The following is a 24,625-nucleotide window of genomic DNA, read 5'->3' on the forward strand; positions in this document are numbered from 1 at the left end:
TGCCTTTTTTGGGCTGGCCATCATCGTCATAGCCATTGTCTTCATCATTATTACTGGTCTCGGCTTTTTTCAGGTCCGCTGCCGAGGGGGCATCTCGAATACCTGCAAATACTTTTCATAAGTCTTGCTGCTGTCGAGAGGAATGCTGAAGGTCAGAGCCAGTGCTGGCGCACCATCAAGGCCACGGTCTGCCGCATCGACCAGAGTAAGAGGGGCATTCGGATCATCCTTGATTTCCAGTGCACCAACAGCATCAGATGCCCCAGACCCACCTGGGCTTTTGTTCTTGTACCAGTATGCGCCGCCTATGATGGCAATGAATAAGGCGAACAACATCGCCATTTTGAACGATTTGCTTTGCATGTGGCTTCCCTGAAGTATCGGTGCAGTTTGCACGTTTGTGCACAAATTTTGCACAATGATTATGACATGGGCATTGTCAATAATTTCACTTGTTACGATATCTTCCGGTGTTACGATTTCTTCCGTGGGGGTAAAAGCAACACACGATTAAGGGGAAAATTGAGGCAGCATGAAATGCTACAGCTAGTTGTCAGTAAGGTTCAAAATTGATCTTGTGCTTTTGCAAGACATCCAGCATCAGTTGCTTCCAGGGCCCGCTCGGTGTCCAGACCTTGCTGACTGATTCATAGGCTATGGACGGGTCTTCCTTGCCGACCACCACGCGGTACAAAAAGAGCATGGTGGATGCACGCATGTTCACCTGGCAGTGCACCAACACCTTTTTATTTCCCAGGCTTTGCAGGATGGCAGCAAAGGTTTCGTAGTCGCTGACGGCTGGCTTGTTGAAAACTATCGGGATATTCACAAACAACATGTTCTGGCGGCCGACGATGATGTTCTCTTCACGCACGGCATCAGAGACATGCGGCGGGGCCAGGTAGATGACAGCTTCATAGCCTTGCGCAGACAAGCTTTCCAGCGCCTTGGCAGTGGGCTGGCCTGAGCTGGTCAGTTTCGCGGTGATGGGGACAACATTGGGTGCATCAATGTTTTGTGTGTTTTGTGCATGGGCACCTGTGGATAAGCCTGTACATAAGACTGTGGACAAGCCCAGAAAAGCGGTGCATAAGTATGTAGATAAGCTTGTGGACATGCCTGTGAATATCCTGTGGAGCAATGTGTTAACAGGCTTGCTCATACTCATGCTCCAGACTCATTCCGGGTTTCCAGCGTCAGCAAATTCGCGTCACGGCTGATACGCCATTTGCCATCTGCCTGCAAGCGCCAGATACTCAGCACATTCCCGGCACGCTTCATGTGCTGGCCCGCCTGCTTGGGGATGATCTCGACTTGCAGGTAAGACCAGGCATAGGCAAGATTAGCCTGCACGACAATTTCCTGTATCTGGGAGCTGGAAGCGATGTGATGTGTCTGCAAGATGTTGCGCAGGTTCTGGGCAAATAGTTCACGGCCCTTCATCGGCGGATGGCCTGCCACCAGGAATACCACTTCTTCATCCATCAAATCGAGCAACTTATCCACATCCCCGGCAGCGGTAGCATCCTGCCATAACCGGATATTGTTCAATATGCTCGTGGCTGCTGCGCTGGCTTGCTCGGTTCCTTCATTGTGCATGGCTGTCCTTTATTGTGTTGAGGGCTGAAGCAAGCGCAGATCAGGCTTATTTGGGCGGTGGCACCTGGGCTTGCAGGATTTGCCCGAGGTCCTTGCCTTGTTGCGCCAGCAGGCTTTCCAGTGCCGGCATCAGCGGCCCCAGGGTTTCTGCCAGCATGCTGCGTACTGTATCGACCACGACTTGGGTGGTTCGTTCAATTTCTATGTTCAGGCTGGCCCCGGTTTTTTTCTCGGCAAAGACGGTCATGCGCAGGGTCTCGGGGATCAGCCAGACTTCAAACCAGCCTTCCTGGCGGTTGACTTCGGCTATCGTCAGGCTGGCACCATTGATGGCGATATAGCCCTTGGCGAAGATATAGCGCAGCCATTCTGGTGGCACGGCGATGCGTATCACGTAATTGTTTTCCAGCTCGCGTATCTGGGCGATATGGGCTTTGAAGTCGATATGGCCAGACAAGGGGTGGCCACCAATCTCGGCGCCATCCTTGGCGGCGCGTTCTACATTGACGCGGCCATCCTGGGCATATTCACCGAGCGTGGTAATCGCCAGGCTTTGCTGCATGACATCAAATTCTGCGGCGTTGTCGCCATGCAGGGCGGTCACGGTCAGGCAAACGCCGTCAACGGCGACACTGGCACCGATTTCCAGGTCCTTGCAAAAACCATCGGGAAATTCCAGCTGATAAGTGCGCAAGCCGGTCTTGTCATTCAGTGTTGCGATGCGGGCTATGCCCTGTACTATGCCTGTAAACATGTTTTATCTTGTTGGGATACTTGGAATGTCTGTGATTGTAAGCCATTCATGCATTGGCGATATGTTTATGCCGCCAGCGGCAATTCCACCATGAAGTTGCAACCCTGCCCGGCCACGCTTTCGCAATCGACCTTGCCGCCGCAGGCTTCACTGAGCTTCTTGACGATGGACAGGCCCAGGCCGCTGGAATGTTCACCGGCTGTTGGCAGACTCGACAATTTGGTGAATTTTTCAAACAGGTGTTGCTGGTCTGCTGCAGACAAGCCCGGCCCTTCATCCCTGACCTGGAACACACCGAACTCCGGGGTGCTGCTTACGTTGAGCCAGATACGCTTGCCCAGCGGTGAATATTTGACGGCGTTCGACAACAGGTTATCAATGATCTGTACACAGGCATCAAAGTCTGCCCTGACCATGACGCCTTCCTGTATATCCAGTATGACCTGCAAGTCCTTGGCCTTGAGCATCTCGGTATATTGCTGGGCCACGTCCTGCAATATCCTCGACAAGTCCAGGCTTTGCAGCTTCAGGTGCAGGTGGCCAGAATCGAGGGCATTTACATCCAGCAAATTGCTGATGATGCGCATCATGCGCTGGCCGCTGTTGCTGATGCGCTCCAGATAATGCTGGCGCTGCTCTTCCGGCATGTTTTGCTGCAGTTTGCGCAGCAAGTCGCTCATGCCTATGATGCTGGTCAAGGGGTTTTTTAAATCATGGGCGGCAATGCCCAGGAAATCATTCTTGTCCTTGTCGAGTTTTTGCAGGCTGGCAACCGCCTCGTCGAGTTCGGCAGTGCGTTGTCTGACCTTGGCGTCAAGCTCTTGTTCAGTACGTTGTGATATCTCCAGCAGCTTTGCCTGGGTCTGGGCGTGTTCTTTCTTCATCAGGCTGATGTGATAGGCCTGGGCCAGGGCCAGCAAAATGGCTTCTATGGCTGAACCTAACTGGAAACCATATTCAGTCGCCCAGTTAGGTTCCAGCAAGCCCATATTGCGCAAGGCCACCAGCGACAGGCCGGTGATCCAGGTGGCTGACGCCAGCAAGACGATGTAGCCAGGACGGTAACCACGCAAACCCACCAGCAGGCACACGGGCAGGATCACCATCATCAGGGCAAAGCCAGTTATTTGCATCAGTGGAGCGACCAACTGGTAATAACCGGCCAGCACTGCCAGCGACACGGCTACGCAGATAATCTGGGTGAAGATGAACAGGCTATTAATACGCGGCATTTTTTCATGCAGGCGCAAAAAGCTGGAGATAAACATGGTGGAACTCATGACCACCAGTGGTGACAGAAAGCTCGGCAATATATCTGCCAGTTCCGGCCAGTCAGGCAGGATGTACATCGCAACATGGCCGTTCAGGCTCATGCCTGCCAGCAAGGACATGCAAGATAAAAACAGGTAATAGCGCAGCGCTACATCACGGTAAGAAATGGCCAGCAGCAGGTTATATACGATCATGGCCAGCAGCACGCCATAGTAAATGCCCATGAACATAGCAACCTGGCTGGAGTGCTCGACAAAGGCATGTGATTCCCACAGGCTGGCGCGCAGGAACACCGCGCTGCTGCTTTGCAGGCGCAGATACAGATGTTGTACTTGTGTATCCGGCAATTGTAGCTGGAACAGCGGGTAATGGTGTTTGAGTTCCAGGCTGGAAAAAGGCAGGCGGTCACCGGCACGGTGTACGGTTGTGCTGCCATCCGGGTGGACCTGGTAGAGACGGATATCATCGAGGATAACTGGTGACAACTCCATCAGCCATTGCCTGGCCAGTGCTGCCTGGCTGGCTTGTATGTCGAGCTTCAGCCAGAATACGGATTTGGAAAACGATACATTCAAATTGCCGCGCAGGGGCCGGAACTCTGCATTACTGGATGGTTTGAGCAGGTCGGCGATTTCCAGTCTGGCGCTTTTATCTTCATAAACCTGGAAGGCAGAGCGCAAGGGGATTTCATTTTTAGCATCGTCGAGCCTGAGGATGGCCGCGTGTGCAGCCGTCGCGCAACAGCCCAGACAAACTGCGAGCAGTAACAGGAAGCGTAAGCAAGTATTGCGGACTGCGGTCATATTGATAGCTTAAATCTCATGCACATCATGCCGCCTGACGCCGGGCCAGCCGGTTTCAGGCAGAGAATTGGTAGCCGCGTGTGCTGGCTGCCACAATAGTAAGCAAATTCCTGTTCTTCTTCCATCCTTGCTTATTGATAATGCTGTTTTATCTGAATCTGGTCTCAGGTGTCGAGTTTTATTTCATGTTCCAGCTCGGTAATCAGGTTCGAGTGCGTCATATCAACCAGATTGCCGCGTATCCACTGGTGCGCAGGGTTGCGGCTATCGCGTTCATGCCACAGCATATCGACGTGCACATCCGGCATGGCGAAAGGCAGTTCTTTCCAGACCAGCCCCCCTGTCATGCCGGTTGCGGCAACCAGATGGCGTGGCAATACCGTCAGCAGATCCGAATTGGATACGACACGTCCACTGGTAAAGAATTGATTGACTGTTAATACTATGCGTCTTTCCCGCCCCATCTGGGCCAGGGCTTCATCGACCAGACCGTGGGCGCGGCCAGAAAAACTGACCAGCAAATGCCTGGCATTGCAATAATCATCGAGCGTCAGTTTTTTATTCGCGAGTGGATGGCCACGCCGCATGACGACCACATAATGGCCGGAATACAGCCTCTCATGCCGGATCGCGCTATTTGCCGCCCCTTGCCCGCCTGTGAGCTGGGCCACCACGCCAGGAAAGAAACCGATGGCAATATCAATATCACCACGCATGAGCATGGGGCGCGGTTCACGCGTGGTCAGCGGCACCATGCGCACATTGACGCGCGGTGCTTCTTTTTCCAGCACATTGACGAGGGTAGGCATCCACAGCGCCGCAGTCGCATCCGACATCGCCATCCTGAAGGTGGTTTGTGCCTGCGATACATCAAAGCTGGTCGGTGCAATCGCACTTTCCAGGGCAGACAGGGCCTGGCGTATCGCTGGCCACAGGATTTCAGCACGCGGGGTAGGCTTGACGCCATAGGCGGTACGTATCAATAACTCATCACCGAGCGAATGACGCAGGCGTTTCAGTGCATTCGAGACGGCGGGCTGGGTCATGGCCAGCTTGTCTGCGGCACGGGTCAGGTTCTGCTCGATCATGACAGCATCAAACACACGCAAAAGATTCAAATCCAGTGTCAGAAAATTCACGTTATTTGCTCCGGTTAGTCAATCATCAATATTTACTGACAATTATTCATGAACAGCATAATTGATATGGTAAATCAAAATTAGATTTATATGATGCACTGCAATATCATGCACTCATCACAAAATGTTTAAAAAAGTGGAGTAAATCATGACTTTCCTGAATATCGCCTTCCCAGTTGCCAGTGCACTGCCAGTTTCCCAAATCGCTATCAGCGCCGTTGTTGCTTCCGCCCGTCCATTGCTGGGCCTGGGCATATTGGCCACCATGCTGATCGTGTTCAAACCTATGCTGATGGGCATGTTGCGCGCAGCTTTGCTGGTGATCAGCCCAAAACAGTCCCGTGAAGAAAAAACAGCTTCACGCAACCTGCGCAATATGCTGACTATCCGCCGTATCGCCAATGACCTGGACCGCAGCTCGCCTAACATGGCTGCTGAATTGCGTGCCCTGGCCGCACGTGGCTGAGCGCCCCTGGCTAAACATAGCACGATTAAATAAGTAATTGGTATTATGCAACATTCATCTGCTTATTCTTTAGCTGGCGCGACGGCCCAGAGCACCGTCGTGACACAAGCTCAGGTGCGCCAGGCACGTCAGCCTCGTGCAGTAGCTGGTTCCCGCAGTCTGGCTTCGATGTTGCCGACCATGCTGACAACAGGTCTGGTGAGCTTGGTAGCAACCGCAGTCCTGCGTCTGATGTGGATGGGCTACGGGCATGATTTCATGGCTGCCTGGATGGAAGCATGGCTGACAGTATGGCCTATCGCTTTTCCGGCTGCCTATATCAGCAAGCCTCTGGTCAACAAGCTGGCGCGCATGTTGAGCAAGCCAGTCAGCAGCGAATCTGCACTGAGTGCCAGTGGCATCATGCAGGCTTCTGACGAGGCTACGGCAAAAAGTGGCTTGAAACGCAAGCCTGCATTATTGCCAGTGCATCGTTGATTGTACTGCTTGCCTTTAAGTAAGGCGTTGCACGAGATAGAAGATTGAAGAGCCGCAGGTAATCAACCTGCGGCTTTTTTGTTTTTGGCATCAGTCAGGCCTGTGCATTGCTCCATATACTCTTGCATGGTCTCTTCCTGTATCTTCCTGATGCTGCCGTCTTTTTCCATATTGCGTAAAACAGCTTCTACCGCAGGAACCAGTTGCTGGTGCCTGACATGCAGGAAGTGATAACCCAGGCGTTTTTCCAGCGAGGGTTCCAGTATGCGGATATCGCGTAAGCCAAGCTTGCGTACCACGCAGAAGCTGAAGCGGGAATCAACAGCGACATCGGTGCGTCCTGCTTCGAGTTTGCGGAACAGTGATTCCAGGCTGGGTGCAGTTTCTTTTTGCGCCACATTCTTTAGCCTGTCTTCAAGATAGGGAATTCCGCTGACATAGCCGACCACATAGGGTTTCAGACTATCGAAACCATCGACGTTGAGGTTCTTTTTTGCTGCGAATACGACGGCTTCTTCATAGACGATGGGTATCTCCACTTTGATGGAATCTGGCAAGCCTGAATCTATGACCTTGGCGGAAATCCCATCCAGCCTGCCAGCATTCCACATACTGATTGCCCGTGCTGCCGGAGTAGAGATGAAATTAAGCTTGATACCCAGTTGCTCATAAGCCTTGCTCAAGACTTTTTGAGAGATAAGCGTACTCGGGCGATTGATATCCGAAAGCGAGATATCCAGCCTGCGTTCTTCGCGGCTTTGTGCTTGCACCTGGGCCGGTGACAGCAGCATGCTGCCTGTGAGCATTAGCAACAGCCAGATGGTGGATAGGCGCATGCGGTTCCCGGGAGAATAAGCATCGTGGAGTAATAGCGGCTGACGATATTTATACACCCCTTGCGCCCGTATTTCCAGCTTGTGCAAAAAACAAAACGCGGCCTTAGCCGCGTTTTTGTCATTGCCAGAAAACGATGGCTTATGCTGCCAGGCGTTTTTCCAGGGCAACGCGGGTCGCTTCCAGCTCAACTGGCAAATGGTAAGCCAGTTTTTCAAACAGCTCGGTGTGCAGTTTCAACTCTGCTTCCCAGGCGGCTTTGTCGATGGAAGTGATGGTATCGAACTGCGCTTGTGTGAAGTTCAAACCTTCCCAGTTCAGGTCGGCAAAGGTAGGCGTAACACCAAAGATGTTTTCCACACCATTGGCCTGGCCTTCTATGCGTTCCAGCATCCATTTCAAGACGCGCATATTGTCGCCAAAACCTGGCCAGACAAATTTGCCGTTGTCATCCGTACGGAACCAGTTGACGCAGAAAATGGCTGGCTGTGTTGCGCCCGCTGCTTCTATCTTCTTGCCCATGTCCAGCCAGTGCTGGAAATAGTCACTCATGTTGTAACCCATGAAAGGCAACATGGCGAAAGGATCACGACGTACCACGCCTTGCTGGCCTACGGCAGCAGCGGTGGTTTCAGAACCCATGGTCGCAGCCATGTAGACGCCTTCTACCCAGTTGCGGGCTTCTGTCACCAGAGGCACCGTGGTTGAGCGACGGCCACCGAAGATAAAGGCCGAGATAGGCACGCCAGCAGGATCATCCCAGGCTGCATCGATGACCGGGTTTTGTGTTGCCGCCACCGTGAAACGGGCATTCGGATGGGCAGCTTTACGGCCTGTTTCTTTGGCGATTTCTGGTGTCCAGTCCTTGCCTTGCCAGTCTATCAGGTGCGCTGGGGCTTCCTTGCTCATGCCTTCCCACCAGACATCGCCATCATCGGTCAGGCCGACATTGGTGAAGATGGTGTTGGCTGTCAGGGATGCCATGCAATTGGAATTGGTCGCGGTATTGGTGCCAGGTGCCACGCCAAAATAACCGGCTTCAGGGTTGATGGCATACAAACGGCCATCCGCACCAGGTTTGATCCAGGCGATGTCGTCACCAATAGTGGTGACTTTCCAGCCCTTGATGGCAGGGATCAGCATGGCGAAATTGGTTTTGCCGCAGGCAGACGGGAAGGCCGCTGCCACATAATGCTTCTTGCCTTCTGGTGATTCAACGCCCAGGATCAGCATATGTTCAGCCAGCCAGCCCTGGTCACGGCCCATGGTCGATGCGATACGCAAGGCAAAGCATTTCTTGCCCAGCAGTGCATTGCCGCCGTAACCGGAACCAAAAGACCAGATTTCGCGCGTTTCTGGATAATGCACGATGTATTTGGTGCTGTTGCAAGGCCATGCAACGTCGGCCTGACCTTCGGTCAATGGTGCGCCTACTGTATGTACGCAAGGCACGAAATCACCGTCCGTGCCCAAAACGTCATAGACGGCCTTACCCATGCGCGTCATGATGCGCATGTTGACGGCAACATAAGGCGAATCAGACAGCTCCACGCCTATGTGGGCGATGGGTGAACCCAGCGGGCCCATGGAGAAAGGCACGACATACATGGTGCGGCCACGCATGCAGCCATCAAACAGCGGGTTCAGGGTGGCGCGCATTTCTGCCGGGGCCATCCAGTTATTGGTCGGGCCCGCATCTTCCTTGTTGGTCGAACAGATATAGGTGCGGTCTTCGACACGGGCGACGTCCGACGGATCGGAGCAGGCCAGGTAACTATTCGGGCGTTTGGCTTCATTGAGCTTTTTCATGGTGCCAGCGGCAACCATTTGTGCGCACAGACGGTCATACTCTTCTTGCGAGCCGTCACACCAATAGATATTGTCAGGTTTGGTCAAAGCCGCCATTTCGGCGATCCAGTTGATCAATTTCTGATGTTTCACGTAAGCGGGTGCGTTTAATGCAGCCACACCTTTCATGATGGGTTGATTCACGATACTACCTCCAATGCCATTTCAATAAAAAAACCGGTGTAGCGGCACGGCAGGATCGTCGTTAGATTGTGGCGATGCGATCGCAGGAGCGCTCAAGCAAGGCGAACACCATAGCGGCGGTTCTGTCGGATAATACGAAGACAAGAGGGTGTCTTGGCTCCTGGCTTGCGCCCGGCAGGATGGCGCGGGGCGGAAGAATCTAAAAGCTACGTAGGCGGACATTGTACACGCGAGTCTGGCCGGAAGCGAATTTTGCCTCAGTTTCATTATCATTGTTTTACGTTTTATGAAAGTGAAGATTTTTCAACCCAGACTTGAATAAAACCCGGAATAAAGATTTTCCCTTGTTTTAAGCTCAATTAATAATAATTAAGGATAAAGCCCATGAAGATAGCCATACTTGATGATTACCAGGATGTAGTCCGGCAATTAGCCTGTTTCGAATTGTTGAAGGACCATGAAGTCAAGGTCTTCAACAATACTGCCGTGGGTACTGGCCAGTTGGCGATACGCCTGCAGGCTTTTGACGCTGTCGTGCTGATACGTGAACGCACCCGCCTGACACGCGCCCTTCTGCAAAAGTTGCCGAACCTCAAATTGATTTCACAGACAGGCAAGGTAGCAGGCAATATTGATATGGAAGCTGCGGCTGAGCTCGGCATCACCGTGCTGGAAGGCATAGGTGACCCGACCGCGCCGGCCGAGCTGACCTGGACACTGATCATGGCAGCATCGCGCCGCCTGACCAATTATGTACAGCTCTTGCAGGAGGGGGCCTGGCAAACCTCCTCCCTGAATCCTGCGCATAACCAGCTGGGGCGGGTCCTGAAGAAACGCACCCTGGGTATCTGGGGTTACGGCAAGATAGGCAAGATGATCGCAGGCTACGCCCAGGCTTTTGGCATGCAAGTCATGGTCTGGGGGCGTGAACCCAGCCGCGCGCAGGCTGCCGCAGACGGTTTGCTGGTGGCCGCATCGAAGGAAGAATTTTTTGCCGGGTGCGACATCATCAGCATGCACTTGCGCCTCAATGACGAGACCCGTGGCATCGTCAGCCAGGCTGACCTGGCGCTGATGAAGCCTGACGCCTTGTTCGTCAATACCAGTCGTGCCGAACTCGTGCAGGCCGGTGCGCTGGAAGCCGCGCTCGATGCAGGCTGCCCCGGTTTTGCGGCGATTGATGTTTTCGAGAGTGAACCTGTCGCTGCTGATCATCCACTTTTACATCGCGAAAATGTATTGGCCACACCGCATCTGGGATACGTGGAGCAAAGCAGCTACGAGTTGTATTTCCGTATTGCCTTCCAGAACATCCTTGATCATATTGCCAGCGCCTGAGTCAGCCGTTTGTAAATGAGCCGCTTGTATAAAGCGGGTGGCAAAGACCTCTTTGTCTTCAAAATGGGCAGGCAGCTTGCTGTCTGCCCCATGTTTCGTTTTGTAGCCCTCTCCTTGCCGAAAACCTGGCAAAGTCCCCCATTTGCCCCGTAATCCCGCATTTGCCTGCATTGCTGTTTGTATATTTTCTTGATGAAGAAATGACAGCTTGTTGTCATTTGTAATCTGCAGTAACAGCAAGGATGTAGCCAGAAAATCAAGACTAAAATCAGCCTCGCATTGGGCTACAAAGTAAAAATAAACGCATCTGCCCGCTGATACATGCGATGCATGTCAGCAAAAAAAATGACTGTAAAAATCCTGGCCGGGACAGCCATCCACAGTGCATGTATTTTGCCTTGAATCCCCTTGTTTTTATTGAAGTCGAACAGCAGAAAAACGATTTATCCAGTTCAACACTGTCAAAAAAATTACAGGGAGTATTTCATGAAGTCTTTCTACAAACTAGCCGTACAGGCCGCATTCTGTTGCCTGTCGTTCGCTGCGGCTGCCGCCCATGCACAGGGTGCAGCATTGCCTGCGCCAGATTGCCAGGGCAAACTGCCAGCCGCCAAAAGTCATACTGTTGCCTACCTCGATTACCAGAATCATTCCGGGCAAATTACATTCTGGGAAAGCGACAATTACTGCTATGCCGACAAGGCAGTCTGGTGGGAGCCGGGTTCCGGCGCCTACCTGACCCAGCGCGCCTCGGTTTACAGCCCGCTTGATCCTGCCAAAGACCCGCAGGGGACCAAGCGGCCAGTGGTCATCTTCACCCATCCCAACGGGCAGACAGAAAAATTCATGTACAAGGAAAGCAGCACGCCCAGCGACAATCCCTATGCGACATCAACCCTGTTCCAGAGTGTGCTGGTGCAGGCACTGAATGCAGGCTACACCGTCATCACGCTGGAATTCCGGCACCCGGTCGCATCCTACGACGCCAAACTGAACGCTGCTCCGGGGAATACCGATATCCGTGACGGCATACAATTCATGCGCTATAACGCCGGACAACTGCATATCGATCCTGAAAATCTCTTCCTGATCGGGCAGTCACGCGGTTCTCTCAATATGCTGTGGGGTATCAAGGACGATGCGGCTGCCATTGAGGTACAGCGCCCCTGGCGCTCAGCATCTTCCAAGGCCAATGCGATCTGGGATTACCAGGCCCAGACTTGCTATGACCGCAGCACGGTAGAAAGCAGTTTCATCTTGCCGTCTTCCTATGCAGTTTTTGAAGCCGATCCAAAATTCCCGCAACCGCCAGGCTACAAGGCTGGCTGTTCACTGGGAGCGGTAGGGAATTCATCTTCCATCCCGCCCATGGTGCTGATGTACGATGAAGCACTAGCGAATATCAGTGCCGTTAGCTTGCAGAATTATTGTTCTACCGACTGGTCCAGTCAGTATTGCTGGAAAAAACTGAAATGGCATGATGCCGACAATATCTGGAACACCTGGTTTGATGAACATGACGCCAACTTCGGCGTTGCGATGAATCTGGCTTATGGCAATGCCGGTGCCGGCAGCAAGTTACAGGTCTGCTATGGTGTTGCCATTACTTACGATGATCCTTCCGGCACCTGGAATGGCTATCGCGGCTTCCTCAATTTCTTTAATCAATACCGGACCCTGCCTGCCGTGAATGCCGTTGCGCCATTTCAGTGTCCGCAGGTAAAACACACACCACCACCAACCTGACACTGGGTGCTGTGCGCTGGACGTGCATCCATGCGAAACGCTGCGCATGCCGTTTCGCATGATCCGCCTTTCCTGACCATGCTCCTGGCATTTTCCCCCCGCCAGATCAGCGCGGCTTGCCTGCTGCCAGCATGACTTGGCGATTTTCCAACACAGGGGAAAATATTTCAAAAATAGCATTGCAAATACTTTAACTTTGTAAAAAATGCACTAAACTCTACATCAAAGCCAGTGATCAGGGGCTAATTCTTGCCATTGATCAATTTCTGTCATCCGGGATACTTTTCATGATTGCTGCTGACCAATAAATCCTGTCGCTGGCTCTTAGCTCTGTACCTCCACGAACCTTGAGCTTTGTCCTTATCCACTGATGTCGGGAGAGCCTTGCGATGAGACTATTGATGCCACATACAGGAATAGTAAAGGGCGTGCTTGGCATGCTGGCCCGGCATGAGCTTGGTGCCCATCAACGCAAACCCCATGTCAGACAGCTTGTGTATGTGGCCCTGCCATGCGCGCTGTTATTGGCTTTGGCTAATTACCTGCAGTCCGGTTATCCCCTGCCCGGCATCATCGTTGCCCTTACTGCCGTGCTCATGCTGGGTGCTGCTTTTTTTATGTCCAGCCATGAAAAATTGCTGGCCATGGCTGAATCCCTGCTTTTGCTGTTTGCCCTGCTGGCCAGTGTTGCCCTGGGTTTGCTGGGTGGTATTGCTGGCAGCGGCATCTTGTGGATTTATGCTTTTCCCTTCCTGGCCTTATGGCTCAAGGGGCAGCGTCAGGGCGCACAATGGAGCCTGGTGTGGCTGCTTGCCATGGCGTTCAGCATGCTGGCGGGCAGCAGCATTTTTCCCTTTGCCTATGCCTACGATGAAAAATTCATATTGCAGGCCAGTGTAGCGCTGTTGTTTTATTCCGCGATTGCGCTTGCCTATAATTTCAGCCGCAGCCAGCTCGAAGAAAAACTGTATGTCAGTGAACAGGGCATGCAGGCCAAGACCCGTGATTATGTCAGCAAGCTGGAACTGGCAGCCTACCAGGACGGCGTCACCGGCCTGCCGAACCGCCTGCGCCTGCTGGATATCCTGAGTAGGGAAATCGCCAACGCCCAGGAGCGTGGCCACACCCTGCTGGTGGCACATATACGTCTGAAAAAAATGTTCGAGACAGCCAATCTCATAGGGCCAGATGCCAGCGACAAACTGATGCGCTATATCGCCGCGACCATGACGGCTACGGTAGGTTCGCGGGTATTTTTGCCCGCGTCAGACGCGATGAATTTGTCTGTATCTACCGCAAGCATACTGAAGACATCAATGCCAGCGAGATCATCCGGGACGTACTGGCCTTTCGCCTCGAATACAAGATCAATAACTACGCGGTCCATATCGATCACACCACAGGTGTTGCCAGTTTTCCCAGTCACGCAGGTGATGCAGAAACCCTGTTACGAAAGGCGGCCCAGGCCATGTTGCAGGCGCAATTCGCCAACCAGGGTCTGGCTTTTTATGATGAAAGCATGGAGCTTCAATTCAACCGGCAGCAACTGCTCTTTGTACAACTGCATGAGGCCCTGCACAAAAACGGGCTCAGCCTGCATTATCAGGGCCTGATAGATTTGCAAACCGGTGCCGTCATTGGTGCCGAAGCCCTGGCCAGATGGATAGACCCGGTATCCGGGCCCATCGCCCCCGCAGAATTCATACCCATCGCAGAAAAATCTGGCCTCATCAAAGCCTTTACTTTGTGGACCATGCGCGAGGCCTTTGGCCAGCTTGCCAGGTGGCGTGCCGAAGGCCTGGACTTGTTTGTCTCGATCAACCTTTCATCGCGCTGCATACTCGACCATCAACTGATCGATGATGCGCATGGCCTGCTCAAAGAATACAATATACCTGCCGAAGCCATCGTCCTTGAACTGCGCGAAGCCAGCTTTGCCGATACCCCCGAGACCGCACTGCAAAACATGCTGAGCCTGCACAAGCTGGGCTTTCGCCTGTCCATAGACGATTTCGGCACCGCGCATACTTCCCTGGCCAGCCTCAAGGACCTGAAGATAGATGAACTCAAGATAGACCAGAGCTTCATGCGCAGCATGGCAACCGATGCCAACAGCCGTGCCATTGTGCTATCGACGATACAACTTGCACATAACCTCAATCTCAGGGTGGTTGCCGAGGGCGTAGAAAGTGCCAGGGCAGAACAGCAACTGAAGGACATGGGTTGTGACATCGCCCAGGGCTATCATTATTGCAAGCCCATGCCTGCTGATGTCTTCAACCAATGGGCGCGCTCCTGGCAAATTAACCGCAGGGCAGTGTTGTCTGCCTGAGTGCATCTTTTTGCAATCCCCTGTGAAAAGGCTTAGCATGCGGGTTCGTCTTTATTAATCCCTAGCTTCCATGCCTTATTCACTGCAAAAGAAAATCAAACAATTCAGCCTGGGTTTGCTGATCTGCCTCCTGTTCATGGCTGCAGCCATTTCTACCCTGGGTTTGCGTGATCAGATCGTGATGGCAGACTTGGTCGTCGTCCCGGGCAATACGGTTAACCCTGATGGCAAACCATCTGAGCGCTTGCGTGGCCGTCTTGATGTTGCGATGCATTTATTTGCAGCACAAAAATGCAAAGCCATCCTGGTCAGTGGCGGCATGGGCGAAGAAGGCCACGATGAAGCTGCCGTCATGAAAAAATACCTGGTTGATCATGGTGTGCCAGATGCGGCTGTGTTTACCGACAACCAGGGTATCACCACGTTTGCCACGGCAAAAAATACCGCCGCCCTGATGCGGGAGAAAAACTGGAAAACCACGATGCTGGCCAGCCAGTTTTTTCACATTGCACGCTTCCAGCTGGCGATGAAAAAATACGGTGTTGAGACTGTAGGACATGTACATTCCACGCATTACGAAGTGCGTGATGCCTATTCGCTGGCACGCGAGGTGGTTGCATATTTTGAGTATACGTTCAGTAATCCACAGACGCAGTGAGCCTGTTTTGTGCGGATCAGCAAAGTACTGCATTGACAATGAAACTTTCACATTGGCTGTCTTGAAATAATTTCTGTAAGCAGATGGACCAAGGCGGCGACTAATTTATATCTGTCGTATTATTCACGTATAAGCACATACCTTTATAGAAAGTCCCTATCGTGAACAAAACAAAATTACTCAGCGTTCTTACTGCAGCCACGCTGGCTGTGGCCAGTTTTTCTGTGTCCGCACAGGCAGGCAAAGATAGCCAGCAGATGAGTTTTCAAGGGGCTGAGCTGAATGGCAAGAAGCTTGCCATCAGTGATTACGCAGGCAAGACCCTGCTGGTCAGTTTTTTTACGGCGGGTTGCAATCTCTGCGCACGCGACTTGAAGCTCATGCGTGAGTTTTATGTTGGCAATATGAAACGCAATTTTGTCTTGCTGGCGATCAATATTGATGCAGACAAGAAAGATTTTGACTCTTATGTACAACTGATCAATCTGGCCGTGCCTGCAGAACAACGTTTCCCCATCATCTGGCGCAATACACCAGGGTATAAGGATAATTTTGGCACTATCGTCAGCCAGCCTACGCATTTTGTGATTAATCCCAAAGGCCAGCTGGTCTTAAAGCGCGAAGGCAGTTTCCAGCCGAATGACTGGGATAATTTGTGGGAATCGCTGGGTTCCTGATTCTTGGCCAGAGGGGGAAAGGCATGGACATGAAATACGAAGTGAGCATAGTTGATACCAGCCAGGTAGAAAACCTGCGTCAGTGCTACACCGTATTTAGCTACTTGCGGCCCCACCTGGATGAAGAGGAGTTTATCAGCCGGGTGCAAACCCAGGTCGCTGAAGGCTATACCATTGCCTGCATCTGCATCGATGGTGAGGTGGTCGCTGCTGCCGGTTATCGCGTGCAGCATTACCTGGCCTGGGGCAAGATACTCTATCTCGATGACTTGATCACCCACCCGCAAAAGAAAAATGCCGGTTTGGGCTCAGCCTTGATGGAATGGGTAAAACATCAGGCAAAGATATTGAATTGCAGTGAGTTGCATCTCGATACTGGTTACCAAAGGCATGATGCACACAGGCTATACCTGAATAATGGTTTCGACCTGAGTTGTCACCATCTTTCCAGAAAAATAATCTGAGCTTATCGCCTGCATTCAAACTCAAAATTCCAGCGGCAAACTCCAACTGGTAGGTATGACATCATGCCTGACCACGGCGCGCTGTTGCTGGCGGCGTTGCAGGCTGTCGGGACTCCAAGTTTTTTCCCAGCCAGGTGGATAAGCCAGACCTTCACCTTGCCAGTCAGGCAGACGCTGGCGTACAGCGATCACGGGCAGGTGCAATGGCAAGGGCTGCTCTGGGCTATCTGCCCCCAGGCTATAGGCATAATTCGGCAGCAAGGCATCGCAAACCGCCGCAAACCAGGCAGTGTGATCTTCATCCTGACCCAGTGCATTCGCCAGGCCAGCCGGATCAAAGCGCGCCAGGGTCTCTATCAGTTCAGCCGTACTGGCACCGGGTGCATCGCCCCAGCCCATGACAGGGTTGAAATTGTAATCAGCACCTGAACCATACCAGCCTTCACGCCAGGGTCTTTGCATCCAGTTGCGCGGGCCTGTGAATAACTGCCAGCGCCAGTGCAGGCCAGACGCCTTGGGCCAGCTATACAGATAGAGTTTTTGATATCCAGCAGCATGCAAGTCCCTGACCATGGCCATCAAACGCGCATGCGGCATGCGTTCTGGCGGGGTACGGCGAAACAGTATGGGTTCGCCATCGGCATGCTGGACTTCATCTGTCGACAAGTTCAAATCCAGGGTACGTTTTTCATCACCAAAACGCGCTGCCACCCAGCCACTCAGCAAGTTGACGGCAGTCAGCACGCCATAGCCACGATGGCGGTGAAAAATAACGGTTCCGGGGGCAATCGGTTTCATATATCTCTGGTGTATCTGGGATGTATCAACAAGCTGTATGCGATGAAATGCAACAGCTTAGTGTAGCAGTTTTCACTGGCCCCCTATGCGCGTTACAATGTGCCTAATCTAAAAAAATTTTTCAAATTCTTCATCTACAGAGACAAGACCATGACATTGCGCATCATCGCCACTGGCGGCACTTTTGATAAACATTATGATGAACTGGCCGGCAAGCTCAGCTTTGCTGACAGCCACCTGCCCGAAGTGCTGAAACGTGCACGTCTGACGATACCAGTAGAGCTGGAAGTCTGCATGCTGGTGGATTCGCTGGACATGAATGACAGCCACCGCAATACCGTCTTGCAGGCTTGCCAGCAATCGGCAGAAAAGGCGATTGTCATCATTCATGGTACCGACACCATGCGTGAAACGGCAGAAGTTTTGGGTGCTGCCAATCTGGGCAAGACCATCGTGTTTACCGGCGCCATGATCCCTTACGAAATCGCCAATTCCGATGCCTTCTTCAATCTGGGCTTTGCCTGCAGCGCAGCGCAACTCTTGCCAGCTGGTGTGCACGTCGCCATGAATGGCAAGGTCTTCCCCTGGAATGATGTACAAAAAAACCGTGAAGCTGGCGTATTCGTGAATAAGTAAACCCGAAGTAAAATCCGCTAAGACTGGGTAAGGCTAATAGAGACGAATTGAGACCACCATGAAACTGCTGCTGGCGACATTATTGCTGTGTTTTTCCACCCTGACGCAGGCAGCAGAAACGCGTTTTGATTCTGTCTATTTTTTCCAGTCGCAAGCCGAGCTGGAAAAAAAAGGCATCAATGTCGATACTTTCGGCCGTTATACACGTGCCTTGCAAACACAGATTTACAAGGCCCTCAAAAAAGCCAAGATGCCTGAGAGCGCAGGTTACCTGGTCGTGGCTGTACGCTCAGACGGTGAAGTCACCTGCTGGCTCGACATGACCCCCGCAGTGCATGAATATTACGACAACCAGATTTATGAAATCGTCAAAAAAATCCCGCCAGTCGATGTACAAAGTGGCATCCTGGTATTTGGCATGAAGATGGCGATAGACACTGCCGTGCATACCAAAAAACCGTACCCGCCCCTGCCGACTGGGCAGAGGCTAAAAAGAAACTGAATGACCCGAATAATATAGAAGAGCTGGTGTTATCCAGATGGCCTGAGTGAGCACTTTTCAGCCTTGTTTTACCAATAGTTTTAAGGCCGCAAGCAGCGCAGTACTTTCATCATCTGTACCTATGGAAATGCGCAAAAATTCATTGATGCGCGGCAGTTTGAAATGGCGCACGATGATGCCGGACTGGCGCAAACCCAGGGCGATTTCTTCTGCCGCAAAACGAGGGTGACGGGCGAAAATAAAATTCGTCGCTGATGGCAAGACTTCAAAACCCAAATCCCGCATAGCTGCCGCCAGCCTTTCGCGCGTCGCCATCACTGCCTGGCAAGTTTGCAAAAAATAATCCTGGTCTTCAAATGCCGCAATCGCGCCGGCTACTGCCAGCCTGTCCAGCGGGTAAGCATTGAAACTGTTTTTGACGCGGTTCAAACCTGCAATCAAATCTGCATGCCCTGCCGCGAAACCTACCCGCAAACCAGCCAGGGAGCGGGATTTTGACAGGGTGTGAACGACCAGCAAATTGGGGTAGCGCTTAATCAGCGCAATCGCTGTCTCGCCACCAAAATCCACATAAGCTTCATCAATGACGACTACCGTATCGCGATTGTGTTGCAGCAGGAATTCGATTTTTTCCAGCGGCACGACGCAGCCAGTGGGGGCGTTAGGATTGGCAAAAATAATCCCGCCATTTTCTTGCAGATAATCTTCCACATTCAGTTGAAATTCTGCATCCAGTGGCACGCTGCTGTAGGCTATTTCATACAGGCCACAATAAACAGGATAAAAGCTGTAGCTGATATCGGGGAAAAGCAAAGGCCGCTGATGCTTGAGCAGGGCCTGGAACACATGGGCCAGCACTTCATCCGAGCTATTGCCGACAAAAACCTGGTCTGCCTGCAGGCCATGATAATTGGCGATCACGCTACGCAAATGATCTGAACCGGGATCAGGATAGAGACGCAAATCAGCATTGGTGGCTTGCTGTATCGCCGCCAGAACACGGGGTGAAGGCGGGTAAGGGTTTTCGTTGGTATTGAGTTTGATGAGCCTGGCCATCTTTGGTTGCTCACCAGGGGTATAAGGATTCAGCTTGTGGACAACTTCACTCCAGTATTTACTCATGATCTGACAATTCTGCTTTAAGGAAAAAATCTTTAAGATCCGGTGTTCAGATTAACTTGAACTCTTCGCAAGAGTTGCAATAACTCTTGCTGCTCATTGCTGGCCATATCTTTCAATGCCAGGGTATTCAGACGTTTGGCCTGTTGGCGTAATGTTGTCAATACGCTTTGCCCATCTATAGTCAAAGTCAGCCTGACATTGCGCTTGTCTGCTTCATCGGCAACGGCATCAAGCAAGCCCTGGTCACGCAAGCCCTTGATGAGTCTTGCCAGTTGCGCCTTGTCGCGGCCACTATGCTTGGCCAGCTCACTCTGGGTAGCACCGGGATGATGGCCAAAAAAACTCAATACCTTGCCTTCCATGTGGGTGATGTCATGCGGGCCATCGCGCAGGGCCTGGTATTGCTTGGAGCGGTATTGATGCATGACCGTATGGATAAGGTCCAGCACCCCATCCTCATTATTTTCTTGAGAATGGTTGACATTGTCATTTGTTTTGCGCATTATAGTAGATATTGTCAACTAATTTGATGGGTGAATAAATGAGTATAGCCTCTGAAACCAGCCGCGTACAACGCATACGCCATGAAATCAAACGCCGTAATCTGCAAGTTGTCCGTGTTGAAAGCCCGACCCCGCACTTCCGCCGCATCACTCTCAGTGGTGCTGACCTGCCGGGTTTTATCAGTGCCTCCTTTGATGATCATCTTAAACTGATACTGGGTGCTGACAGTGACAATGTTGTCATGCGTGATTACACACCCAGGCATTACGATGCCGCCAAAGGCGAGCTGGTGCTGGAATTTTCCATACACGGTGATGGCCCCGCTGCCGCCTGGGCCAGCCAGGCAGATGTTGGCCATGGAGTCACTGTCGCCGGGCCGCGTGGTTCTTTAGTCATTCCCACCGACTATGAATGGCATTTGCTGGCCGGTGATGAAACCGCCTTACCAGCGATATCGCGACGTCTGGAAGAATTGCCAGCCGGGGTGCGCGTCATCGTCATCCTGCAAGTGCCACCAGCCGAGCGCCGTGAATTAAGCAGTGCGGCAGATATCAGTATAGTCTGGGTAGATAGCGCACAAGAGTTTCTGGATACCCTGCGCGCGCTGCCTTTGCCAGCGGGCGATGGCTATGCCTGGTGCGCCGGTGAAGCTGCCACCATGGCTGCAACACGCCGCATACTGGCAGAAGAAAAAGGCCATGCTGGTACTGCCATGAGGGTGGCGGCTTACTGGAAGCGGGGTTTGATTGCGCATCATGAAAACCTGGAAAGCTGATCAATGACGAAATCCGGCTACCACCGGATTCTCATTTGAACTCTTCCACCAAAAAATCAATCAATGCCCTGACCCTGGCAGGTTGCTGGCGGCGGCTCAGGTAATACACATACAGGTCAGCCGCTGGCAAGGTATAGGCGGGTAAGACTATCTGTAGCCTGCCACTCTCCAGGTATTTATTCAAATCCCATTCCGAGCGCACCAGTATGCCGTGGCCATCGAGTGCCCAGTTCAGCACCACGTCCCCATCATTGCTGGACACCGCGCCGCGCACCTTGACCAGTTCTTCCTTGCGTCCTTTTTCCAGTCGCCAGGTGCCATACACATCATCATTTTGCCTGTGCAGGATGCAGCGGTGACGATGCAGATCTGCCGGTGTCTGCGGATGCCCGGCCTGTTTCAGATAGGCGGGTGAGGCGCATAAAAAGCGCCGGTTGCTCATGAGCTTGCGGGCACCCAGGCGCGAATCCGGCAATTCGCCAAAGCGTATCGCCAGGTCATAGGCTGCTTCCACCAGGTCTATCGGACGGTCAGTCAGTTGCAATTGCACTTCGACTTCTGCATGCAGATGGGCAAAGCGTGACACCAGCGGTGCGATGTGAGTACGGCCAAAGCCTGGCGTGGCATTTACCCGCAGCAAGCCCTTGGGTATGCCGCGGCTGCTGGATACCGACTCTTCCATGTCGCGGATACTGTCCAGAATATGTCTGGCTTGCACCAGATAGGACTCACCTTCACTGGTCAGGCTGAGGCGGCGTGTGGTGCGGTTAACCAGACGCACGCCCAGGCGTTGTTCCATCAGCATCAGGCGCTTGGTCACCGCAGGCGGGGTGATACCCAGTTCGCGCGCCGTCGCCGACAAACTGCCCAGCTTGGCCAGCAGCACGAAAAAAGTCAGTTCAGGGGCAATATCAATATTCACTTGAAGTAAATAATGGTTTCAATATGAGTGAATTATATCTCTTAAAATGAAGAGTAAGCTTTGGACCATACAGCTTCCCTTTTACACCTGTCAGGACAAAGCCAAATGAAAATCGTAGAAATCCGCGAACAAACCGTTCCCATCAGTTCACCCATACGCAATGCCTATATTGATTTCAGCAAGATGACGCTGAGCCTGGTCGCTGTCGTGACGGATGTGGTCAGAGATGGCAAGCGCGTCATCGGTTACGGTTTCAATTCCAATGGCCGCTATGGTCAAGGCAAGCTCATGCGCGAACGCTTCATCCCACGTGTGCTGGAAGCTGAACCAGAAAGCCTCATCAATGAGGCAGGCGACAACCTCGACCCGCACAAGATATGGAACTGCATGTTCACCAATGAAAAACCCGGTGGTCATGGTGAACGCTCGGTGGCTATCGGTACTATCGATATGGCAGTCTGGGATGCTGTCGCCAAGATAGAGGGCAAGCCGCTATTCCAGTTACTGGCAGAGCGCTATGGCAACGGTACGCCAGACCGCAATATCTTTGTCTACGCAGCAGGTGGTTATTACTACCCCGGCCAGAACCACGACAAACTCAAGGATGAAATGCGCAGCTATATTGACCGTGGTTACACCGTGGTCAAGAAAAAGATAGGTGGCGCCTCGCTCGATGAAGACTTGCGCCGCATTGACTCCATCCTCAGCGTACTCGGCGATGGTCAGAAGCTGGCGGTGGATGCGAATGGTCGTTTCGATCTCGACACTGCTATACAGTATGCCAAGGCGCTGTCGCAATACGACCTGTTCTGGTATGAGGAACCGGGTGACCCGCTGGATTTTGAATTGCAGGCCACGCTGCGCAATTACTACCCCAATCCCATGGCGACGGGAGAAGACCTGTTCTCCATGCAGGATGCCCGCAATCTCATACGCTATGGTGGCATGCGTGCTGACCGCGACTGGCTGCAATTCGATTGCGCCCTCAGCTACGGTCTTGTCGAATATCTGCGCACGCTGGACATGTTGCGCGAACATGGTTGGTCAGCCAAACGCTGCATCCCCCACGGCGGCCACCAGATGTCGCTGAATATCGCCGCAGGCCTTGGCCTGGGTGGCAATGAATCCTACCCTGACTTGTTCCAGCCCTATGGCGGTTTCCCGGATGGTGTCAAGGTTGTCAACGGCCACATCATGCTGCCAGAATTGCCTGGCATAGGCTTTGAAGGTAAGACAGATTTGTATGCAGAGATGCGCAAGCTGGCAGAGTAGTGGGTTGAGGCGGGCGACACAAATTTAACGACTGGGTTCTGTTGCTGTATAGTGGCGCACCGCATTTTATTTGGCTTCAGCATGTACAAATCCAAGCTTTTTTCACCCGCAGGAAGCAGGCGATTGCTCACTCTATTAGTGTTGCCCTTACTCCCAGCTTCTGTTTTCGCAGGCGACATCCTCAGCTGCAAAGATGAAAATGGCAAAACCATCTACACAGACAGCGCGGCGAAGTGCGAAGGGCAGGTGCAAAAATTTCAGGGACATGATTCTGCCACTTCGGGCAAGGCAAATTTTAGCTCGCCCCGCCGCAGCTACCAAACCATCGCTGGCGACTGGAAGATACTGGTCGAGCAGGATATGGCCGCCGCTGATCCCAAGCTCACTACTGCTGCAAGCAACAAATTACAGCAAGCACTGACTGAGATTCTGGGCAAATTGCCCACAGCATCACACCAGCATGTCAAGTCGCTTAATTTTTACCTGATGTGGGGTGAAAAATCTCCTAAAGGAGGAGAGAAATCAGGTATGCGTGCCGTAAAGCGGGTCGATCCTCTTAGGTTGCCTTTGTACGATCCTGCCTGGAAGGATGCAGTGATCATTTACAGCGCAACAAATCTGATGTCACTGGATGAGCTGTGGACTAAAAAAGCCCTGACCCACGAGATAAGTCATTCCTGGCATTTGCGCGACTGGCCAGCCAAACATCCGGAAATCACCGATATCTGGGAAGCGGCAAAACGTGCCAGTTTGTATAAGAATGTGGAAACCTATAAAGGCAAGACGCTGGCCACTGCTTACGCACTCACCAATGAGCGTGAGTATTTTGCCGAATTGAGTGCGATGTATTTTGTCGGTGGTGACTACCAACCCTATGACAAGGCTGGCTTGAAAAATTATGACCCTCTGGGTTACAGGATGGTAGAACAGTATTGGGGTCTACGCTGAGATTTATCTGGCAGCTCAGCAATACCAGCGCCAGGCTGCCAACATCTGACGGGCGTCTGCACTGCCAGCCAGTAGCTTATCCAGGTCACGAGTGACTTGCTCACGTGCGGCGGCTGTCAATTCATAGGTGTCATCAAAAGCCTGCTCATCCAGTTCTCGCATGGTATTTGCGACGCAGGCGATGGCGGCAAAGGCTGTCAGCAAGTCCGGTGCAAACAACTGAAAGTCAGGTTTGCCACCGGCCAGGGCAAAATACACTTGCCCTGATATGGTATCAAGCATGAAGGGATTGCTGCCTTCGGTCGCTATCACCAGCCAATGCTCTTGCCACTCAGGCAAACGCTCGCCAGTATTGCCATGCCAGCGATAGCAAGCCTGGCGGGACCAGAGGTTTTTGAGTATCGGTATATCAACAGGATTACCGCCAGCACTCAGTGATAGACCAGTAGGCCCGACTTTTTCGTGGACTATTTCACCCCAGGGACCCAGCTGTTCATAGAAGCTGGCAAGAACCGCTGGCAGGGCTATTTCGCCCTGCCAGTCACTTGCTGCTTGCGGGCGCAATTCTCCCCAGGGTGACAGCAAGTCACGCAAG

At 52.5% G+C, this 24,625-nt stretch carries 26 protein-coding genes and 2 pseudogenes; 15 read left to right on the forward strand and 13 right to left on the reverse strand.

The window, feature by feature from the left end; all coding sequences use genetic code 11:
• Nucleotides 1-69 precede the first annotated feature (69 nt).
• The 6 genes from UNDYM_RS27975 to UNDYM_RS28000 form a co-directional block, all read right to left on the reverse strand.
• On the reverse strand, nt 70-363 hold the full coding sequence (locus UNDYM_RS27975; protein WP_162044080.1) for a hypothetical protein: 294 nt from the start codon (nt 361-363) through the stop codon (nt 70-72).
• A 190-nt stretch (nt 364-553) separates the two neighbouring features.
• On the reverse strand, nt 554-1,117 hold the full coding sequence (locus tag UNDYM_RS27980) for a protein tyrosine phosphatase family protein (protein WP_162044081.1): 564 nt from the start codon (nt 1,115-1,117) through the stop codon (nt 554-556).
• Between the two features lie 47 nt (nt 1,118-1,164).
• Nucleotides 1,165-1,599, reverse strand: a complete 435-nt coding sequence (locus UNDYM_RS27985) for an SgcJ/EcaC family oxidoreductase (protein ID WP_162044082.1) — start codon at nt 1,597-1,599, stop codon at nt 1,165-1,167.
• A 46-nt stretch (nt 1,600-1,645) separates the two neighbouring features.
• A complete protein-coding gene (locus tag UNDYM_RS27990; RefSeq protein WP_162044083.1) occupies nt 1,646-2,353 on the reverse strand; it encodes a riboflavin synthase subunit alpha in 708 nt (235 codons plus the stop codon).
• A gap of 65 nt (nt 2,354-2,418) precedes the next feature.
• Nucleotides 2,419-4,428, reverse strand: coding sequence for a sensor histidine kinase (locus tag UNDYM_RS27995; RefSeq protein WP_162044084.1), 2,010 nt, complete (start codon nt 4,426-4,428; stop codon nt 2,419-2,421).
• Nucleotides 4,429-4,592: 164 nt separating this feature from the next.
• A complete protein-coding gene (locus tag UNDYM_RS28000) occupies nt 4,593-5,567 on the reverse strand; it encodes a LysR family transcriptional regulator (protein ID WP_162044085.1) in 975 nt (324 codons plus the stop codon).
• A 148-nt stretch (nt 5,568-5,715) separates the two neighbouring features.
• Between UNDYM_RS28000 and UNDYM_RS28005 the strand changes: the two genes are divergently transcribed.
• Together UNDYM_RS28005 and UNDYM_RS28010 are read left to right on the forward strand one after the other, a co-directional pair.
• Nucleotides 5,716-6,033 carry a hypothetical protein gene (locus UNDYM_RS28005; RefSeq protein WP_162044086.1) on the forward strand — a complete coding sequence of 106 codons (318 nt, stop codon included), beginning with the start codon at nt 5,716-5,718 and terminating at the stop codon, nt 6,031-6,033.
• Nucleotides 6,034-6,078: 45 nt separating this feature from the next.
• Complete coding sequence (locus tag UNDYM_RS28010) at nt 6,079-6,510, forward strand: DUF2798 domain-containing protein (protein ID WP_162044087.1); 432 nt, start codon at nt 6,079-6,081, stop codon at nt 6,508-6,510.
• Nucleotides 6,511-6,572: 62 nt separating this feature from the next.
• Here UNDYM_RS28010 and UNDYM_RS28015 read toward each other — a convergent pair whose 3' ends face one another.
• Nucleotides 6,573-7,346, reverse strand: a complete 774-nt coding sequence (locus UNDYM_RS28015; RefSeq protein WP_162044088.1) for an ABC transporter substrate-binding protein — start codon at nt 7,344-7,346, stop codon at nt 6,573-6,575.
• A 139-nt stretch (nt 7,347-7,485) separates the two neighbouring features.
• Nucleotides 7,486-9,336 carry a phosphoenolpyruvate carboxykinase (GTP) gene (locus UNDYM_RS28020; protein WP_162044089.1) on the reverse strand — a complete coding sequence of 617 codons (1,851 nt, stop codon included), beginning with the start codon at nt 9,334-9,336 and terminating at the stop codon, nt 7,486-7,488.
• A gap of 384 nt (nt 9,337-9,720) precedes the next feature.
• Between UNDYM_RS28020 and UNDYM_RS28025 the strand changes: the two genes are divergently transcribed.
• The 8 genes and pseudogenes from UNDYM_RS28025 (at nt 9,721) to UNDYM_RS28055 (ending at nt 16,551) form a co-directional block, all read left to right on the forward strand.
• Nucleotides 9,721-10,674 carry a D-2-hydroxyacid dehydrogenase family protein gene (locus UNDYM_RS28025; RefSeq protein ID WP_162044090.1) on the forward strand — a complete coding sequence of 318 codons (954 nt, stop codon included), beginning with the start codon at nt 9,721-9,723 and terminating at the stop codon, nt 10,672-10,674.
• A gap of 486 nt (nt 10,675-11,160) precedes the next feature.
• Nucleotides 11,161-12,420 (forward strand): hypothetical protein, encoded by a 1,260-nt coding sequence (locus UNDYM_RS28030; protein ID WP_162044091.1) that lies wholly within the window; start codon nt 11,161-11,163, stop codon nt 12,418-12,420.
• Nucleotides 12,421-13,406: 986 nt separating this feature from the next.
• A pseudogene (locus tag UNDYM_RS31425) lies at nt 13,407-13,652 on the forward strand (diguanylate cyclase domain-containing protein); the annotation flags it as partial.
• 56 nt (nt 13,653-13,708) lie between these two features.
• Nucleotides 13,709-13,843 (forward strand): annotated as a pseudogene (locus tag UNDYM_RS31430) (hypothetical protein); the annotation flags it as partial.
• 96 nt (nt 13,844-13,939) lie between these two features.
• The gene (locus UNDYM_RS28040; RefSeq protein WP_162044093.1) at nt 13,940-14,752 is read left to right on the forward strand and encodes a bifunctional diguanylate cyclase/phosphodiesterase; all 813 of its coding nucleotides are present in this window, start codon (nt 13,940-13,942) and stop codon (nt 14,750-14,752) included.
• A 70-nt stretch (nt 14,753-14,822) separates the two neighbouring features.
• Nucleotides 14,823-15,410 (forward strand): YdcF family protein, encoded by a 588-nt coding sequence (locus UNDYM_RS28045; protein ID WP_162044094.1) that lies wholly within the window; start codon nt 14,823-14,825, stop codon nt 15,408-15,410.
• 161 nt (nt 15,411-15,571) lie between these two features.
• Complete coding sequence (locus tag UNDYM_RS28050; protein ID WP_162044095.1) at nt 15,572-16,087, forward strand: TlpA disulfide reductase family protein; 516 nt, start codon at nt 15,572-15,574, stop codon at nt 16,085-16,087.
• Nucleotides 16,088-16,110: 23 nt separating this feature from the next.
• Nucleotides 16,111-16,551, forward strand: a complete 441-nt coding sequence (locus UNDYM_RS28055; RefSeq protein WP_197740958.1) for a GNAT family N-acetyltransferase — start codon at nt 16,111-16,113, stop codon at nt 16,549-16,551.
• Between the two features lie 21 nt (nt 16,552-16,572).
• Here the strand turns inward: UNDYM_RS28055 and UNDYM_RS28060 are convergent, their stop codons facing one another.
• The gene (locus tag UNDYM_RS28060; RefSeq protein ID WP_232063623.1) at nt 16,573-17,349 is read right to left on the reverse strand and encodes an L-asparaginase; all 777 of its coding nucleotides are present in this window, start codon (nt 17,347-17,349) and stop codon (nt 16,573-16,575) included.
• 150 nt (nt 17,350-17,499) lie between these two features.
• On the opposite strand from UNDYM_RS28060, the gene UNDYM_RS28065 reads away from it, so the two are divergent.
• Together UNDYM_RS28065 and UNDYM_RS28070 are read left to right on the forward strand one after the other, a co-directional pair.
• Nucleotides 17,500-17,985: an asparaginase domain-containing protein gene (locus UNDYM_RS28065; RefSeq protein WP_110254445.1), complete on the forward strand. Its 486-nt coding sequence runs from the start codon at nt 17,500-17,502 to the stop codon at nt 17,983-17,985.
• Between the two features lie 58 nt (nt 17,986-18,043).
• Nucleotides 18,044-18,487, forward strand: a complete 444-nt coding sequence (locus UNDYM_RS28070) for a hypothetical protein (RefSeq protein WP_162044096.1) — start codon at nt 18,044-18,046, stop codon at nt 18,485-18,487.
• A gap of 57 nt (nt 18,488-18,544) precedes the next feature.
• Here the strand turns inward: UNDYM_RS28070 and hisC are convergent, their stop codons facing one another.
• Entirely contained in the window at nt 18,545-19,609 is a 1,065-nt protein-coding gene (gene hisC / locus UNDYM_RS28075) for a histidinol-phosphate transaminase (RefSeq protein ID WP_162044097.1), read from the reverse strand.
• A gap of 32 nt (nt 19,610-19,641) precedes the next feature.
• Nucleotides 19,642-20,112, reverse strand: a complete 471-nt coding sequence (locus UNDYM_RS28080; RefSeq protein ID WP_162044098.1) for a MarR family winged helix-turn-helix transcriptional regulator — start codon at nt 20,110-20,112, stop codon at nt 19,642-19,644.
• 38 nt (nt 20,113-20,150) lie between these two features.
• Between UNDYM_RS28080 and UNDYM_RS28085 the strand changes: the two genes are divergently transcribed.
• Nucleotides 20,151-20,888, forward strand: a complete 738-nt coding sequence (locus tag UNDYM_RS28085) for a siderophore-interacting protein (protein WP_162044099.1) — start codon at nt 20,151-20,153, stop codon at nt 20,886-20,888.
• Nucleotides 20,889-20,919: 31 nt separating this feature from the next.
• Here UNDYM_RS28085 and UNDYM_RS28090 read toward each other — a convergent pair whose 3' ends face one another.
• The gene (locus UNDYM_RS28090; protein ID WP_162044100.1) at nt 20,920-21,810 is read right to left on the reverse strand and encodes a LysR family transcriptional regulator; all 891 of its coding nucleotides are present in this window, start codon (nt 21,808-21,810) and stop codon (nt 20,920-20,922) included.
• A gap of 105 nt (nt 21,811-21,915) precedes the next feature.
• Between UNDYM_RS28090 and UNDYM_RS28095 the strand changes: the two genes are divergently transcribed.
• Nucleotides 21,916-23,082 (forward strand): mandelate racemase/muconate lactonizing enzyme family protein, encoded by a 1,167-nt coding sequence (locus tag UNDYM_RS28095; RefSeq protein WP_162044101.1) that lies wholly within the window; start codon nt 21,916-21,918, stop codon nt 23,080-23,082.
• A 123-nt stretch (nt 23,083-23,205) separates the two neighbouring features.
• The gene (locus UNDYM_RS28100; protein WP_162044102.1) at nt 23,206-24,030 is read left to right on the forward strand and encodes a DUF4124 domain-containing protein; all 825 of its coding nucleotides are present in this window, start codon (nt 23,206-23,208) and stop codon (nt 24,028-24,030) included.
• A gap of 15 nt (nt 24,031-24,045) precedes the next feature.
• Here the strand turns inward: UNDYM_RS28100 and UNDYM_RS28105 are convergent, their stop codons facing one another.
• Nucleotides 24,046-24,624: a hypothetical protein gene (locus UNDYM_RS28105; RefSeq protein ID WP_162044103.1), complete on the reverse strand. Its 579-nt coding sequence runs from the start codon at nt 24,622-24,624 to the stop codon at nt 24,046-24,048.
• Between the last annotated feature and the right edge of the window lies 1 nt (nt 24,625).

It is taken from the genome of Undibacterium sp. YM2 (assembly GCF_009937975.1).
Lineage (GTDB): Bacteria > Pseudomonadota > Gammaproteobacteria > Burkholderiales > Burkholderiaceae_D > Undibacterium.

Bases quoted from the DNA above. Each gene is read 5' to 3' on its own strand.
- UNDYM_RS28045 (WP_162044094.1), top strand. From the start codon at position 14,823: ATGCCTTATTCACTGCAAAAGAAAATCAAACAATTCAGCCTGGGTTTG.
- UNDYM_RS27990 (WP_162044083.1), bottom strand. From the start codon at position 2,353: ATGTTTACAGGCATAGTACAGGGCATAGCCCGCATCGCAACACTGAAT.
- UNDYM_RS27980 (WP_162044081.1), bottom strand. From the start codon at position 1,117: ATGTCCACAAGCTTATCTACATACTTATGCACCGCTTTTCTGGGCTTG.
- UNDYM_RS27975 (WP_162044080.1), bottom strand. From the start codon at position 363: ATGCAAAGCAAATCGTTCAAAATGGCGATGTTGTTCGCCTTATTCATT.
- UNDYM_RS28080 (WP_162044098.1), bottom strand. From the start codon at position 20,112: ATGCGCAAAACAAATGACAATGTCAACCATTCTCAAGAAAATAATGAG.
- UNDYM_RS27985 (WP_162044082.1), bottom strand. From the start codon at position 1,599: ATGCACAATGAAGGAACCGAGCAAGCCAGCGCAGCAGCCACGAGCATA.
- UNDYM_RS28065 (WP_110254445.1), top strand. From the start codon at position 17,500: ATGACATTGCGCATCATCGCCACTGGCGGCACTTTTGATAAACATTAT.
- UNDYM_RS28040 (WP_162044093.1), top strand. From the start codon at position 13,940: ATGGAGCTTCAATTCAACCGGCAGCAACTGCTCTTTGTACAACTGCAT.
- UNDYM_RS28085 (WP_162044099.1), top strand. From the start codon at position 20,151: ATGAGTATAGCCTCTGAAACCAGCCGCGTACAACGCATACGCCATGAA.
- UNDYM_RS28060 (WP_232063623.1), bottom strand. From the start codon at position 17,349: ATGAAACCGATTGCCCCCGGAACCGTTATTTTTCACCGCCATCGTGGC.
- UNDYM_RS28025 (WP_162044090.1), top strand. From the start codon at position 9,721: ATGAAGATAGCCATACTTGATGATTACCAGGATGTAGTCCGGCAATTA.
- UNDYM_RS28005 (WP_162044086.1), top strand. From the start codon at position 5,716: ATGACTTTCCTGAATATCGCCTTCCCAGTTGCCAGTGCACTGCCAGTT.
- UNDYM_RS27995 (WP_162044084.1), bottom strand. From the start codon at position 4,428: ATGACCGCAGTCCGCAATACTTGCTTACGCTTCCTGTTACTGCTCGCA.
- hisC (WP_162044097.1), bottom strand. From the start codon at position 19,609: ATGAGTAAATACTGGAGTGAAGTTGTCCACAAGCTGAATCCTTATACC.
- UNDYM_RS28070 (WP_162044096.1), top strand. From the start codon at position 18,044: ATGAAACTGCTGCTGGCGACATTATTGCTGTGTTTTTCCACCCTGACG.
- UNDYM_RS28030 (WP_162044091.1), top strand. From the start codon at position 11,161: ATGAAGTCTTTCTACAAACTAGCCGTACAGGCCGCATTCTGTTGCCTG.
- UNDYM_RS28015 (WP_162044088.1), bottom strand. From the start codon at position 7,346: ATGCGCCTATCCACCATCTGGCTGTTGCTAATGCTCACAGGCAGCATG.
- UNDYM_RS28095 (WP_162044101.1), top strand. From the start codon at position 21,916: ATGAAAATCGTAGAAATCCGCGAACAAACCGTTCCCATCAGTTCACCC.
- UNDYM_RS28010 (WP_162044087.1), top strand. From the start codon at position 6,079: ATGCAACATTCATCTGCTTATTCTTTAGCTGGCGCGACGGCCCAGAGC.
- UNDYM_RS28055 (WP_197740958.1), top strand. From the start codon at position 16,111: ATGGACATGAAATACGAAGTGAGCATAGTTGATACCAGCCAGGTAGAA.